Origin of the sequence: Bacillus cereus group sp. N12, from assembly GCF_016483575.1 — a bacterium.
Taxonomy (GTDB): Bacteria; Bacillota; Bacilli; order Bacillales; family Bacillaceae_G; genus Bacillus_A; species Bacillus_A toyonensis.
Genome location: NZ_JAEHBO010000071.1, coordinates 15,066 through 29,240 on the forward strand (window position 1 = coordinate 15,066; position 14,175 = coordinate 29,240).

The window sequence follows — 14,175 nt, forward strand, 5'->3', positions numbered from 1 at the left end:
GACTCCCCTTATTTATATTAATTCTGTAAAATTGAACTTTTTAAAAAATTTTTCTCACAAAATTTTAAATTTACCTATCATTACAGATTTTTTGATACGAGAAAATCTATACTTAACTTTAGTTAGCCTGACACTTTAGAAGGTAAAGTGTTAGTTTAATGATACAAAATAATAAGGGTCTTCCTTTATCATCTGACTAGCTAATTCACTAATCACCTGACCATTAGCAGCTTCCAAAGTTATATGATTCAGTCTAGATTGACGAAGCTTTTTTTCTTTTATAAGCACTTCACGTATCCTTTTAAAATTTAACTCCGTATTATAGTTATGGTCTCTTACAAAAGCTTGAAAATTATGATTTTCTATCCCATTGCCAAAGTCCACTGGATAATTCCAATTCGTGTAAATACGATACGGCACATTTTGTCTTTCTTCAACAGAATGAATGACTGTACAACTGTCCCACTCTGCTCCAAGCATAACAACCGCAACATCTTTAGAAGCAAGCTCTGAAACAGCAGTTTTATCACCATATCCTGAACTTGTTCGAGTAGAGAGAAATCTATTTTTTCTCGGTCCCTCTAATACAAAAGAAAACATGGGATTTTTTGTTCGTTCAAAATTTAAATATTCTTGAGCGAAATCAGCTAATTTACCCGTTTCAGATGGATCAAGATAATGATACTTTTTTCTTTTCGGAAAAGAAAAAGTAAAACTGGGAAGTAAAACAGTTTTATTCATTTCAATAAGCTGTTCTAAAAAGTCCATTAATCCTTTTAGGTAGTTTGAATTTTTTTCAAATCCTAATTTAGATAAAGCTGAATGAATAATAATAATCTCTTCATCTTTTATTAGAGGTAGTATTGCATCCATTAACGTTTTGGATATAACGGCACTCTCATGACTACTTTTCATCATAACTTTTTGCTGTAAAATCATACTGTTTCTCCACTTTTCACGATATTACTCTCTAAAAATTCATTACCAAAAATTCGCTCTGGAATTAAGTGCTGATAAACCCATACACCATCAATCTTCCCTTTATATGAAGTTTCTCCATAGTTTTTTCCACCAGTGTTTAAACCTGCTCCAAGCCCATATTGATAAAAATTCTTCAGTTCTCTTCCATCGCTCAATAACGGATTGCAAGATTCATTCATCTTAATAAAATCGTGCTCATATAAAAACTCTAATGGGCTATTATTCTCATCTAACAGATTAATTTTATGACTTCTATACCCTGTACATACAATGATTAAATCTGAATTACTCAGTTCTTCCTTAGATACAGAATTAGCTTTTTTAAAGAAAAAGTTGTTAAAAGTACCATTTAGAATTTCTTTTACTAATTTAAAAGAATCATATCTTAATCCTGAATAACGGTTTACACGATTACTGCTTGGACAAATATCTTCTTCACTAAATGAATAACCATCCGCTATTGCTTCTTGAACTGAGTTATAAAATAGCCTTAATGGTGATCTATATAACATATTGATTTTGACTTTTTTATTATTTAATAATCCAAACTGATTTTTCAGACGATATAATGTAGAAAAAGCACTATGTGAATTTCCAATAATTGAGATTTTAATTCCTTCCGAATTACTTGACAATACCCCCTCTAACTTACGGTCAAATATTCCTTGAATAAAATCTTCAGAGTAAACTATCTTTCTATCATCGATGTCATCTAACATTGATGATACCTGAGGTTGCAAACCACCAACATTAAATAAAACTTTTTCGGCAATTATTTTCTGACTCTCTTTTGGATAAAAAGCAGGCGCATAATTTACTTCGTAAAGTCCATCCTTACGTAGTTGAATACTGGTCACTTTAGTCATTTTGAGAACTTCACAATTGGAATTACATTCCACTTTTCTAGATATATAACTTCCAATATCCTCTAAAAACTCCCCGACTAACGGAAGTGGCGGAGCCTCATCATTAAATTTTAATAATTCCTGATAACTTTTCTTTCTTTCCAAAAATCTTAATAGTTCACTATTGCGATTACCAAAAATTTCGAAGAAAATTTTCCCTAAGGAATTGGCAGTGATTTGATATTTCCCTATAGATCCACTCCCAATTTTAACCGAAGATTCTATAATACATAATCCTTCATCTAGTAAATTATCTAGTAGCCCTTTCTCTTCTAAAGAAACCAATGGCGAAATTCCAGCAGGACCACCACCACATACAACTAATTTATACTTCTTAATAGTAACTCACTCCTTTTAAAGTTAAATTTACAAAATTTTAATATATTTCACAAAAATTCACAAATAGAATTATCTCTAATTTTTCAGAAAATGTCAAATGCAATTTTGCATTTTTTTAAATCTTCGACATTATTAGTGTATAATGTTAGCGAGGTGATTTTATTGAAAAATATAGTTATTTTAGGTTCTACTGGATCTATTGGTACATCTGCCCTTGAGGTAATTCGAAATAATCCGGATAAATTTAGGGTTGTCGGAATGTCCGCTTTCAGTAATTTAGAATTATTTAGTAAACAAATAGAGGAATTCAAACCAGAAATTATTTCTATTGGCTCTGAAAGTGACGCAAAAACATTAAAATACAGATTCCCTAGTTTATCTATTACTCATGGACAACCAGGTTTAATAGAAGTTGCTGCATATTCAAAATCTGATTTAGTTTTAAGTGCTGTCGTTGGTTCAATAGGTATATTACCAACAATTGAAGCCTTAAAAAACGGAAAAGATATCGCTATTGCAAATAAAGAAACATTAGTAGCAGCTGGTCATATTGTTACTGCAACGGCAGAAAAGTATAAGCGAAAATTAATTCCTGTTGATAGCGAACACTCCGCTATCTTCCAATGTCTAAATGGGGAAAATGAAAAAGAAATTTCAAATTTAATTATTACTGCTTCTGGTGGGGCATTTAGGGATAAAAGTAGAGAAGAAATGATAAATTTAAAAGCTTCAAAAGCTTTAAAACATCCTAATTGGCAAATGGGTGCCAAACTAACAATCGATAGTGCAACTTTAATGAATAAAGGATTAGAAGTAATCGAGGCTCATTGGCTATTTAACATTCCTTATGAAAAAATACAAGTTTTAGTTCATAAAGAAAGTATTATTCATTCTATGGTTGAATTCCAAGATGGTTCAATTATGGCTCAATTAGGTCAACCAGATATGAAAACTCCTATTCAATATTCATTTACATATCCTAATAGACTAAAAAGTGATTATCACAAATTAAAATTAAGTGAAATTAGGGCACTTCATTTTGAAGAACCTAATTTAGAAAAATTTCCATGTTTAAAGTTAGCGTATGATGCTGGTAAAATAGGAGGAACTATGCCAGCTGTACTCAATGCAGCTAATGAGGTAGTAAATAAACTATATCGAGAAGATGCTATTAAATTTTTTGATATTGAAAAAATAATCTATAATGTTATGTCCAAACATGATGTTATTGCTAATCCAGATTTACATCAAATACTTGATTATGATAATTGGGCAAGACAAGAGGCTCTTAATCTAAGTACGCCTTTAAGGATTAAATGAAATACCTAATATTTTTTATAAACTAGTTAATGTTATTGAGTTTGGAACAGGCTATTCCATTTGGAAAGCCTGTTTTTGTATTATTAATACCCTTTGAAAATAAATTGATTGATTTATTTTAATAAATGATTTTTCATCCTGATTGTATGCAACTCAAATGAGAGGTCTGACCCACAGTTTCGAAAAATCCAAATCCCCAAAATATTTCATCTCAACATTCATTAAATCTGATGAAAATGGAATTCGGCGTTTATCATAGTATAACGGAATTAAAACCGAAGATTCTATTAACTCCTTTTCAAATGCTATATTTAAATTCTTCCATTCTATAAAATCCGTATACACATATCTATCTAAATAACTTTTAAATATCTTATTTGTTTTGATTATTTTATTCAGAGGAGAAGTACTTGAGGTAAGTAAATGATAGAATGATATATCCTCATTCATTTCAAAAACTTCACCGTAAATATATAAATCAACCTGTTCATTAAGTTTTTTGTCTTCCAGATATTGCTCAAAAGAAACCCATTTAATTAAAAACGGGATGTTTTCCCTTTCGAAGATGCTCACTAACCATCTTGTTGTTTTTTCAGTATACTGAGTGGCTTTTATAATAATTGGTGCCTCAAATTTTGGGTGTTCAGTTTTCTGCATTCTAGTTTGATACTCTGAGTTTTTTAGACACCCTTTATAATTCGGAATTTTTCGATAATCAAATTCACTAATAGTATTACGATTTTGCGCAATTATATAGTGTAAATAATCACGAACTTCTTTTTTTTGAACATTTGAATCCCGCCAAGCATTTATAATTACAACACCAACACCATAATTTCTCTCTACATGAAAAATAGAGTCTCCCTCATATTTCTCAGAAGAGCGATAAATAGTATCAATACCTGAAGGGACTTGAATAAATTCAACTACATCAAGTAATGGCCTTTCCTGGAAATAATCATCGAATGCTATTAACTCCGTCTTTTCTTGATTATTTTCTCCTATATAAAACCCACCTGTTCCAATTATTTGACTGTTATTTTCTTTGTAAATACTTGAATTTATTAGACCTAACAATTGCAAACAGTAGCTACAGCCATCTGGATAGTGTATATCAATAACTAATGAAGATACATCATCTATTCTACTTATAGGCTTCCACAATTCTTTATACCTTTGCTGTTCCTGAATTGAACAAAGACAACGCTTTATATCAGCAGCAGTTAAGATGGATCCATCATGAAACTTAATAGATTTTCGTAAATACAACCTAAGTCTGGTGGCGGTTATATCCCAACTATGAGCTAACTCAGGAAATATGTTCCCCTGTTCGTCAATATTAACAAGTCGATTATAAACATTTGCAACAATGTATGCACTTTCTACATCAATCGCTTCTAGGGGATGAACTGTCATAAATGGCTTTCTTCGTGGAATAATTAATTTGTCATTTAAAGTATTCACATAACCAAATTTTGAATGAAATTTATTCATCAAACGTAACTTACTGTTTGGTGACCATTCGTATAATAAATAGCTACTACTCTTTTCAACAGGTTGTTTATCTAAAATTTCCATAACCTGTTTTTCATATATTTCTTCCACATTTTTTAGCCACTGAAGTTTAGATATATTCCCTCTTCCCTTTCCAGAAGTAAATACTAGCCATCCATCCTCCATCCATTTGTTTAGATAACGAACTGTTTGCTTTGTACTTAGATTAAAGAATTCTGCTAAATCTTTTATTTTTACATTACCTGGCTGAAACGAATTCCATAAGCTTAATAAATTTCTATCCACTTTCCATTCCCCTCATATAAAAATAGACATATTCATACCAAGATGTCTATTTTTATTTTTCTAAGTCTAGTTTAATATAACCTAGATAAGAGGAGGGAACAATATGGGCTGGAAAGACTACGAACAAAATATAAAGGTACGCTTAGTTACATCATTTTTTAATCGTGCTGTTACATCAGCAGCCATGCCCTTTATGGCATTATTTTTTGCTCAAGAAAAAGATAAAGTATGGGCAGGATTATTTTTAATTTTGACAGTTTTCTTAGGCTTTTTAGTAAGTTTAGTTGGAGGTTATATATCAGACCGGTTTTCACGGAAGAGAATTTTATTATTAACTTCCACTTTAAGCACTTTAATGTTTTTATTTATGACTTTAAGCCTATATCCAAAAGATAAGATGATATGGCTGTTTGCTATTGCTTATATAGGCTTTATTATCTCTAGCAGTCTTGGCCGTCCAGCCATGCAAGCCATCATTATCGACTCCACTACACCAGAAAACCGGAAAGCTATTTATACAGTGGACTATTGGCTTATGAACCTTGCTATGGCACTCGGTGCTGCACTCGGTGGACTTTTATACATGAACCATCAAAAAGAATTGTTTGTGTCATTAACTTTAATTTCCGCTATTATACCAATTGCCTATAAATTGAAGTTAGTCGATGAGTTTACTAATTTTCTAGAAACTAAACATGAAAATATATTTTTAGATCTACTTCAAAATTATAAGATTGCAATTCAAGATTTAGCGTTTGTAAAAGTTGTAATAGGATCTACACTTATATTTGCCGCAGAATTTTCTTTAAATAGCTATATTGGTATACGACTCTCAGAAACATTTGAGACGGTCATGCTTGGAGGTTTTGAAATAGCTGGAGTAAGGATGTTGAGTATTCTCAATATTGAAAACATGCTATTGGTAGTATTTCTGACATTTCTTTTTAAAAATTTCACTGACCGTTTAAGTGGAAAAAACGCCTTACTATTAGGTCTTTCACTTTACGGAATAGGTTATATAGTTGTTACTTCTGCAAATACATGGTACGTATTATTGATTTTTAATTTTATTGCCACAGTTGGCGAGCTTATCTATTCACCTATTAGAAATGCTGAACAAGCCAACATGATTCCTGATAATAAAAGAGGTTCTTATTCTGCATTTGCTGGTCTATCTTATACAGGTGCTGAATTAGTTGCCAGAGTTTCTATAATAATTGGTGCTTTCTTAATTCCAACTATTATGTCCGTTTATATTGGTGTCATCATTTTCATTGGTGCACTTCTTTTATACACAGGATTATTTGTTAGAGATAAAATTCAACCCCAAAAAACATTAAATAAAATATCGTGATAACGATAAAAGTGGTTCTTGCACAAAAAATTGCAAGTAATCTTTAAACCTTTTCCATACTGATACTATGACTCTAAAAAAGGAGTGTATACAGTATGGAAAAAGACGATTTATTTACATGCGAACATTATCAACCTGACATTATTTTATTAATGGTGAGATGGTACCTACGCTACAACCTGAGTTTTCGTGATTTGGTGGAAATGATGGAGGAACGGGGATTATCCATCGCTCAGACAACCATTATGCGTTTGGTTCATCCATTCACATAAAGCGACTAAATCTTTTGCTTGTTACTTACTGGTTCGTTGCACATAACCAACATCTCTAGCAAGAGTTCGTAAGAGATTTGGGGATAAAAAGCTTTGAATTTCTTGAGCAAAGAATTGTAATTCATCAGATACAGAAATAGACATACAAAAACGCTATCCTTTCCTATGATTCTACAGAAAGAATAGCGTATTTTTTATTTTAGGGGGTATTTTGTTTTGTTAGCTTGATAGCGATGTGACGATACCCCATCGCTATCAAGCTAAGATTATATAAGTTTAATTTCACTTGAAATTTTTTCTTTTTTTTAAAGATCCAGTATAAGCTCTATAAATGAGCTCTATTTTTAATTTCACAACACTTATTCCTTCTTAAGTAACTCTTTTTAGAGGTAATTTCGCAACTTGCTTCCGAGTTCTAAGCCCTAATGCGATAGCAGCGCCAATACAGCTAGAAAAACAACCAGCAAACAAATACAATGATGGATCTGACTCACCGATTAAAACGGAAGCTATTCCTCCAATTACCGGGAAAAGTGCAACCATATAGCCACTTCGAGCTCCTCCAATTTTTTCTACAAGCTTCAAATAGAATAACCATGCTACAAACGAAGCAACCAAAGTTAAATATAACAACATAAATAAATATGAAAACGATGTTGGGAATATAAATTCTTGTCCTTGAAATAATACAATTACTCCCATCAATATACTGCCCACTGTAAATCCAATGGCATTTGCATAGATAGGATTCACCTTGTGACTTGCATTTCGTGCCGAGCTGGCATCACCTACTGCTGTAAGAAACGTACCTAAGATCGCAACTATAATTCCTTTTATGTCATTGGACCCTTGAAAGTTGTTCAAATTCGGATAGATGAGAATACATACGCCTAGTACCCCCAAAATCCCCCCAACCAAAACGCGTGAATGTAACTTTTCTTTTAAAAAAATCCGAAGGGTAATCGGGGTCAAAATCACCTTTAATGAAAAAACCAATGTTACGATTGCTGCAGAACTCAAAATTGTGGCGTAATAAAGGCATAAATAGCTTAATGCAAAGTTACATACACCAAAAACTATTACAAATGGGATATCTTTTCTTGTTGGCATCCCTCTTGGTCGAAGGAACCAAACAAGAATCAAAAATAAAAAAGCTGTCATAACTAGACGATACGTTAAAGATAATTCTAAACTGACAGGAGTTCCTTGAATTTTTACTGCAATAAAGTTGAGTCCCCATACAATCAAACAAAATATGTACATAAATATTGTCATAAGTTTTCTCCCAAATCAATTTTTTTCTAAATTCATTATTCATTTATACCGTCATTTCTAAAAGGTACAGTTTATAATAAGAGCAAATGACAGATGAGGTATTACAATGATGAATGAACTAATATTTAATATCAATCGAGAAAGCAACACTCCAATGTACCAACAAGTTTATCAATACATACGTACTCAGATTTTATCTGGTAAATTAAAAAAGGATAGCAAATTGCCATCAATCAGACAACTTGCTATCCAATTAGAGGTCAGCAGAAATACAACTCAAGTAGCCTATGAACAACTGCAATCGGAAGGATATATTCGAAGTGAGAACAAAAAGGGATTTTTTGTAGCGGCTACTATATCGGATGAGACACTTAATTATGAACCCATTCGAGAACAGCATCATGAAACAAATCATGCTGCCATGAATACTATTGACTTTAAAATTGGGACAGTGGATCAAGAGAACTTCCCTTTGAAAAAATGGAGAATGCTCACAAACAAAATCATTAAAGACTCTAGCATGTTTTCATACGGAGAAAAACAAGGCGACATTAAATTAAGAAAGGTACTAGCAGATTACTTGTTTCAATCAAGAGGAGTTAATACTTCTGCAGAACAAATTATTATTGGCAGTAGCACACAGCACTTGTTATTACTTTTGTCGTTGTTGCTAAAGCAAGACTATCATTATCTGGCAGTAGAAGACCCTGGATATAATGTGGCAAGGGAACTTTTTGTTCTTCAATCATTTATCATTGATCCAATCCCGGTAAAAGAACAAGGCATCCAAGTCGATTTCCTTTTAAAATCGCCTTCTAGACTTTTATATGTCACTCCTACTCACCACTTTCCATATGGAGTGACTATCCCCGTCAATGAAAGATTAAAGTTAATTCAATGGGCAAAAAGGGTGGAAGGATATATTATTGAGGATGATTACGATAGTGAATTTCGATACATCCATCAACCTATACCGTCCCTTCAAAGTTTAGATTCTAATGATAGGGTGGTGTATTTAGGAACTTTTTCAAAAGCACTACTACCCTCTATCCGTGTCAGTTATATGGTTTTGCCTAGGAGGCTAATAAGTGAATATAAAAAGATACTCCCTTTGCTTGAGCAAACATCTTCATCTATTCATCAGCGAACACTGGCGACCTTTATGAATGAAGGCTATTGGTACTCACACTTAAGGAAAATGAAAGCTTTGTATAAACGTAAAATGAATCTATTGAATAGGGAATTATTAAAACATTTTAAGAATTATGTTGAAATAAAAGGTGGTAGCTCCGGAATTTTCGTTATTATTGAAGTAAAAACAGAAATGAGTGAAAAAATGCTAATTGAAAGGGCATATGAACACGGAATTGTAGTTTATCCTTGTTCAAAATATTTCTCGAAATATATACCACAATATCCACATATTCAACTTGGATTGGGTAATTTATGTGAAAAAAAGATAATAGAAGGCGTTTCTCAATTAGCAAAAATTTGGCTGTAATCTTGATTTTTTCCCTAAAAGATTTTTTCGTTCTTCCTATTAGGGGTCATCATACATCGGCGTCAATTTAAGAAATTAATTGTTCCTCCAAAATAAAAAAGTAAGCCTAATACCCTTAAATATCTGTAAAAAGCTGGAATTTCCGTTTTTGGGGTACTTAAAAATCTTTGCTTGATAGCGATGGGGTCACTATAACACTTCGGGAAAATTGGACATTTAGACATAATTTGGACGCAAATTAGCCGATTCCTTAACGTACAGGGAATTGGCTAATTCTTTACATAATCTTTGCTAATGGCAGAATTCAGAATCATACACAATTGTTGATTTGAAATACAGCACAATATAGAGATTACGTACTATGACGGACTAGTATGTGACATATAATTATTGATGCATGAATTCTAAAATAAAAAATACTTAATAAATAATAATATCAATTTATATTTTTTTCTCTAAATCTTTTTTTAATTCTGATATTATTTGTTTTTTGTTATAGTCAGTATTATTATCTTTATGTTTTTGAATTAATAATGCACTATAACCTGATGTATAAGCTGTTGCGAATGACACACCTGTATCGAGGGTCATTTTACTATTAAAATACAAGGAAAATATGTCTTCCCCTGGAGCAAATACATCTACTTTTTTCTTTTCAAACTCTTTAGAATACATTTTCCCTTTAACATTCAACATTCCTACACCAACGACTTCGGGATATGCACCAGGATAAGCTTTATCCGAGTCACCTTCATGTTTGATATTCCCTGAGGAAGAAACTACAATTATATTCTTTTCACTAGCCTTTTTTATTGCCTCATGTAATTCATTATTTTCATTTGGAAACTCTAAGCTGATATTGATGATATCCACACTTTGTTCTATTGCCCAATAGACACCTTTAACGAGATTTTCAAATTTCACATCCCCGTTTCCATTAGCTACTTTAGCAATATATAAATCGGATTCTGGAGCAATTCCTAATAGTGTATGATTATTTTTACGAGCACCAATGATTCCAGCGATTTTTGTTCCATGCCCATTATCATCGGCAAATTCATCTATCTTATCACTAGTAAAATTGACACCTTTTATGTAACTCAAATCACTATTATTTTTATCAATTCCTGTATCAAGAACAGCAATTTTTATATTCTTCCCATAAATTTTTTCATCATTCCATTTTTGAAGATTATGATTAATATCTTTTTGCATAACCTCCTGCTGATTTTTTGTACCTAATCCTTCATCGGAATCATGATTTTCGTGTTCTTGGTGATTTTCCTGTTTCACATGATTTTTGTGTCCCTCGTGATTTTCATTACCCTTGGCGGTTGTTTGGTTACTACATCCAATTAGTAGACTACAACTAAAAAGAAATGCTAGAGCGCCTATTGCGTTGTTTTTCATGATTCATCTCCTCAACTGTTAAGATATCTTCATACTATTAATGAGTATGCCAAGTACGACGATGACCAATTAGAGGAGAACAGTTTTGAACATATGCTTTGCAGTATCGCATTCTAGCATCCATCTTACCTAAAGTAGAATCTAAAGCACATACTTGCATCGCTATTATTGCTTTATAGCAATCTGAGGTTATAAAATTCCATGGACCCCATCCATTATCATCTAAACAGTATGGGAACCCACCACCTGAAATGATTCCATCTTGTTTATCTTTAGAATGATCCACATAAATTACCGATTTTGGCCATTTTTGATTAAGATTTTCTTTTAATTTTTTTGCAATTTCATGATTTCCTTCACCCAGTGAAGTAAATCCTTCTAAAGTACTGGAAAGTCCTTCTTTATGAGTAGCAACACTTTCTTTAATCTTGTTCATGTCTTCTTCGCTAATTCCAAATTCCTGGGCGTTTGCTTTTAAAATTTCATCCATTGAATAAAATTTTTCATGATTTCCCTTAGCGGTTTCAACTTTTTTCTCTAATTCTGTCTGCATTCTTTCTTGATTGGCAACCATTTCATTCATAAATCGATCATCGTCAGTTTTTTGAGGAGCCTTTTGTGTTTTTTGAGCATCATAACTTGTAATCATTTGTTCGGCTACCTGTTTAGGTGTCATATCCTTCATTTCTCCCTCATGATGCGATTCTGCAGATGCAGACAAAGGGCTACCAACTATTAAAGTTAATGCCAATGCTCCTACTAATTTTACAAATTTCTTCATTGTGAATCCTCCTTATTTAATATTCACATAAAATATTACCAGTTTTTAGAAATAAATCAACAGATTTTTCTATTTTTTTAAATAAATTCATATTTTCAGATGATTATATATTTAAGCGCTCCCTTTTTTGTGTAATAAATTTTGAAATATTAATAAAACATTGGTAATATTTAGATAGGAGGGATAAACAAATGGTACTTAATAAAAAGATAATATTTCCATCTTCCATTCTACTAGTAATATGCCATATTTTTATTGCTTATTATTGGGTTGTTGATTGGAAAAAACTAACAACTCCATACGGACTGATTATTTGGATAAGTTCGACACTTTTTGGTTTTTTACTTTATCGATACTACAAAAAACTATCACTAAAATTAAATAAGAAGTTTAATTTTGGTGCATTATTATTAATTATTTCTTCATCATTTATGGTGTTGTTAGGAATTGTTTTTATAGTCATTGCAATAACTGTTAATTCCATGCCTTAGATTTCACCTTTTTTGTAAACATGTAGTTATTAACTCGGAGAAAGACACCTTAAGGTGTCTTTTCTTTATAGGGGTCACCATACATCGCCATCAAGCTAAGGTTAGGTATTCCATGAGCTTCCGTTCTTGTTGCCTACATGCTTGCTATTTTGTTTATTTGTTTTTAAAAATACGCATTCCAAATAAACCTTGATAAGGTGTATTTTTAAAGGTTATGCAGTTTTCTGCTTTAGATTGGATACAGTGCACTGATAAACAACGCCTAAAATATCAAAGACTGTCTTTTTCTCATATCGATGGGATTTTCGTCCGTTTTTCTGTAAGAGATCAAACAGACGAAGGAAAATTTTTGATACTTCTTGGGTGTCTTTTTGTATAGCTTCATATACTAAGTACAGATGATCTTGAATCATATAAATTGCTTTATATTCACTTAATTCTTTTTGTTTTTTCTGTAGTAACAGCTGTCGCATTTTGAACATAGTGGAAGAACAAAGAAAAATAGCGATTAACTGTCCATAAAGATGACATTCTAGACGCTCTCGCTTAATATTGTGACAATGATTGATACCAAAAAGAGATTTCCATGTTTTAAATACAATCTCTATTTGCCAACGTAGTGAGTAGATATAATGAATCTGTTCCATCGGAACAATTTCCCATGGTATGTTGGTAATATAAATATTGATTTCTGTTAAACGTTTACTTTTTTCAGAGTATGTAACTCCTTTTTTCTTTTCAACATAAGATTGCTGTTTCCTACGCTTTTGAATTTGAGTTGATGTAAGTCTGTATATTACAACTCGTGAGGGTAATTTTTTTTGTCCAATATAAGCATTCCGAATTTCATTAGTGTCCCCTGGTTTTATCTGATGCATGATATCTTCAAGGTTAAGTAAAACATATAAAGATTGCTTTTTTACTGTCCCATCCCGAAAGAATTCTGGAGATTCATTTTTTACATATACTCTATTATTTAATTTCAACCGTGAAACATAAAATACCCCACGTTGGTCCATTTGATCTAAATCATCCAGTGAATAATAGCCTAAATCCCGAATACATAGATCGCCAGGTCGTAATGTCGCTAAACATTCTGTTCCAAAGGTCTTATCATTGTTCTTCCCTGGTTCAACTTGAAAATTTAAAAACTGTCCGCTATGTAAATCATATTCTAATTGAATCTTAATACCCGCTGTTTGTGCACAACCACCTGACCCAGGATACACATTAGCTAAATGTTTTGGTACTTGAAAAATCGTTGCATCTAAAATACGAATCCGTTGAAAATAGGTGATTGAAGAGCTTGGAATCAATGATGTTTCACAAATTTCATTTTTTAATAATGTGGAGAAAATATGCTTTAAAAAGCAAACCGCCTTCTTATTAAAACGTTTATTGAGTCCTTCTGGACTCATAAGAGTTCCTGTAACAGCATGAAGTTGACTAAACAGTCGAACTAATGAATCACTTGCTACACGTTGACTAACCCAGACACAGATAATAGCTAAATCATGACCTGAAAATTTACGCTTTCGTTGTACAAAAGTTAGTTCCCTAGCAAGATTCTCTAAAAATGAAGGAGTAAGATGTTGATGCAACTCTTCAGCAAATAATTGTAGTTCACCTTGAATCGAAAGATTCATAAAAAACGCCACCCTTTCTGTATTGGAGTGAACCCTGAGAATGAGACGATAAAAAACACCTCTCTAAATCGTAAGTATCAGTTATGATTTTAATGGAGGT

At 32.2% G+C, this 14,175-nt stretch carries 11 protein-coding genes and 1 pseudogene; 5 read left to right on the top strand and 7 right to left on the bottom strand.

Features of this window, described 5'->3' with window-relative positions; all coding sequences use genetic code 11:
* Positions 1 to 150 precede the first annotated feature (150 nt).
* Together JDS92_RS23800 and JDS92_RS23805 are read right to left on the bottom strand one after the other, a co-directional pair.
* Complete coding sequence (locus JDS92_RS23800; RefSeq protein ID WP_242476025.1) at positions 151 to 939, bottom strand: AAC(3) family N-acetyltransferase; 789 nt, start codon at positions 937 to 939, stop codon at positions 151 to 153.
* On the bottom strand, positions 936 to 2,171 hold the full coding sequence (locus tag JDS92_RS23805; RefSeq protein WP_199632622.1) for a hypothetical protein: 1,236 nt from the start codon (positions 2,169 to 2,171) through the stop codon (positions 936 to 938). The genes JDS92_RS23800 and JDS92_RS23805 overlap by 4 nt, the downstream gene beginning before the upstream one ends.
* Positions 2,172 to 2,360: 189 nt before the next feature.
* On the opposite strand from JDS92_RS23805, the gene JDS92_RS23810 reads away from it, so the two are divergent.
* On the top strand, positions 2,361 to 3,545 hold the full coding sequence (locus tag JDS92_RS23810; RefSeq protein ID WP_199632632.1) for a 1-deoxy-D-xylulose-5-phosphate reductoisomerase: 1,185 nt from the start codon (positions 2,361 to 2,363) through the stop codon (positions 3,543 to 3,545).
* Positions 3,546 to 3,698: 153 nt separating this feature from the next.
* Here JDS92_RS23810 and JDS92_RS23815 read toward each other — a convergent pair whose 3' ends face one another.
* Positions 3,699 to 5,345 carry an ABC transporter substrate-binding protein gene (locus JDS92_RS23815; protein ID WP_199632623.1) on the bottom strand — a complete coding sequence of 549 codons (1,647 nt, stop codon included), beginning with the start codon at positions 5,343 to 5,345 and terminating at the stop codon, positions 3,699 to 3,701.
* A gap of 103 nt (positions 5,346 to 5,448) precedes the next feature.
* Here JDS92_RS23815 and JDS92_RS23820 point away from each other — a divergent pair, with 103 nt between their 5' ends.
* Positions 5,449 to 6,699 (top strand): MDR family MFS transporter, encoded by a 1,251-nt coding sequence (locus JDS92_RS23820; protein WP_199632624.1) that lies wholly within the window; start codon positions 5,449 to 5,451, stop codon positions 6,697 to 6,699.
* A 95-nt stretch (positions 6,700 to 6,794) separates the two neighbouring features.
* Positions 6,795 to 6,965, top strand: a pseudogene (locus tag JDS92_RS23825) (IS6 family transposase); the annotation flags it as partial.
* A gap of 375 nt (positions 6,966 to 7,340) precedes the next feature.
* On the opposite strand, the gene JDS92_RS23830 reads toward JDS92_RS23825, so the two are convergent.
* Positions 7,341 to 8,246, bottom strand: a complete 906-nt coding sequence (locus tag JDS92_RS23830; protein WP_199632625.1) for a DMT family transporter — start codon at positions 8,244 to 8,246, stop codon at positions 7,341 to 7,343.
* Between the two features lie 109 nt (positions 8,247 to 8,355).
* Between JDS92_RS23830 and pdxR the strand changes: the two genes are divergently transcribed.
* Positions 8,356 to 9,747 carry a MocR-like pyridoxine biosynthesis transcription factor PdxR gene (gene pdxR, locus JDS92_RS23835; protein ID WP_199632633.1) on the top strand — a complete coding sequence of 464 codons (1,392 nt, stop codon included), beginning with the start codon at positions 8,356 to 8,358 and terminating at the stop codon, positions 9,745 to 9,747.
* A gap of 441 nt (positions 9,748 to 10,188) precedes the next feature.
* Here pdxR and JDS92_RS23840 read toward each other — a convergent pair whose 3' ends face one another.
* Complete coding sequence (locus JDS92_RS23840; RefSeq protein WP_199632626.1) at positions 10,189 to 11,157, bottom strand: S8 family serine peptidase; 969 nt, start codon at positions 11,155 to 11,157, stop codon at positions 10,189 to 10,191.
* A gap of 37 nt (positions 11,158 to 11,194) precedes the next feature.
* Positions 11,195 to 11,938 (bottom strand): hypothetical protein, encoded by a 744-nt coding sequence (locus tag JDS92_RS23845; RefSeq protein ID WP_199632627.1) that lies wholly within the window; start codon positions 11,936 to 11,938, stop codon positions 11,195 to 11,197.
* A gap of 191 nt (positions 11,939 to 12,129) precedes the next feature.
* Between JDS92_RS23845 and JDS92_RS23850 the strand changes: the two genes are divergently transcribed.
* Complete coding sequence (locus JDS92_RS23850) at positions 12,130 to 12,429, top strand: hypothetical protein (protein ID WP_199632628.1); 300 nt, start codon at positions 12,130 to 12,132, stop codon at positions 12,427 to 12,429.
* 212 nt (positions 12,430 to 12,641) lie between these two features.
* Here the strand turns inward: JDS92_RS23850 and JDS92_RS23855 are convergent, their stop codons facing one another.
* Positions 12,642 to 14,075, bottom strand: coding sequence for an IS4 family transposase (locus JDS92_RS23855; protein WP_199632629.1), 1,434 nt, complete (start codon positions 14,073 to 14,075; stop codon positions 12,642 to 12,644).
* Positions 14,076 to 14,175: the final 100 nt, after the last annotated feature.

Bases quoted from the DNA above. Each gene is read 5' to 3' on its own strand.
- JDS92_RS23800 (WP_242476025.1), bottom strand. From the start codon at position 939: ATGATTTTACAGCAAAAAGTTATGATGAAAAGTAGTCATGAGAGTGCC.
- JDS92_RS23820 (WP_199632624.1), top strand. From the start codon at position 5,449: ATGGGCTGGAAAGACTACGAACAAAATATAAAGGTACGCTTAGTTACA.
- JDS92_RS23830 (WP_199632625.1), bottom strand. From the start codon at position 8,246: ATGACAATATTTATGTACATATTTTGTTTGATTGTATGGGGACTCAAC.
- pdxR (WP_199632633.1), top strand. From the start codon at position 8,356: ATGAATGAACTAATATTTAATATCAATCGAGAAAGCAACACTCCAATG.
- JDS92_RS23840 (WP_199632626.1), bottom strand. From the start codon at position 11,157: ATGAAAAACAACGCAATAGGCGCTCTAGCATTTCTTTTTAGTTGTAGT.
- JDS92_RS23845 (WP_199632627.1), bottom strand. From the start codon at position 11,938: ATGAAGAAATTTGTAAAATTAGTAGGAGCATTGGCATTAACTTTAATA.
- JDS92_RS23850 (WP_199632628.1), top strand. From the start codon at position 12,130: ATGGTACTTAATAAAAAGATAATATTTCCATCTTCCATTCTACTAGTA.
- JDS92_RS23855 (WP_199632629.1), bottom strand. From the start codon at position 14,075: ATGAATCTTTCGATTCAAGGTGAACTACAATTATTTGCTGAAGAGTTG.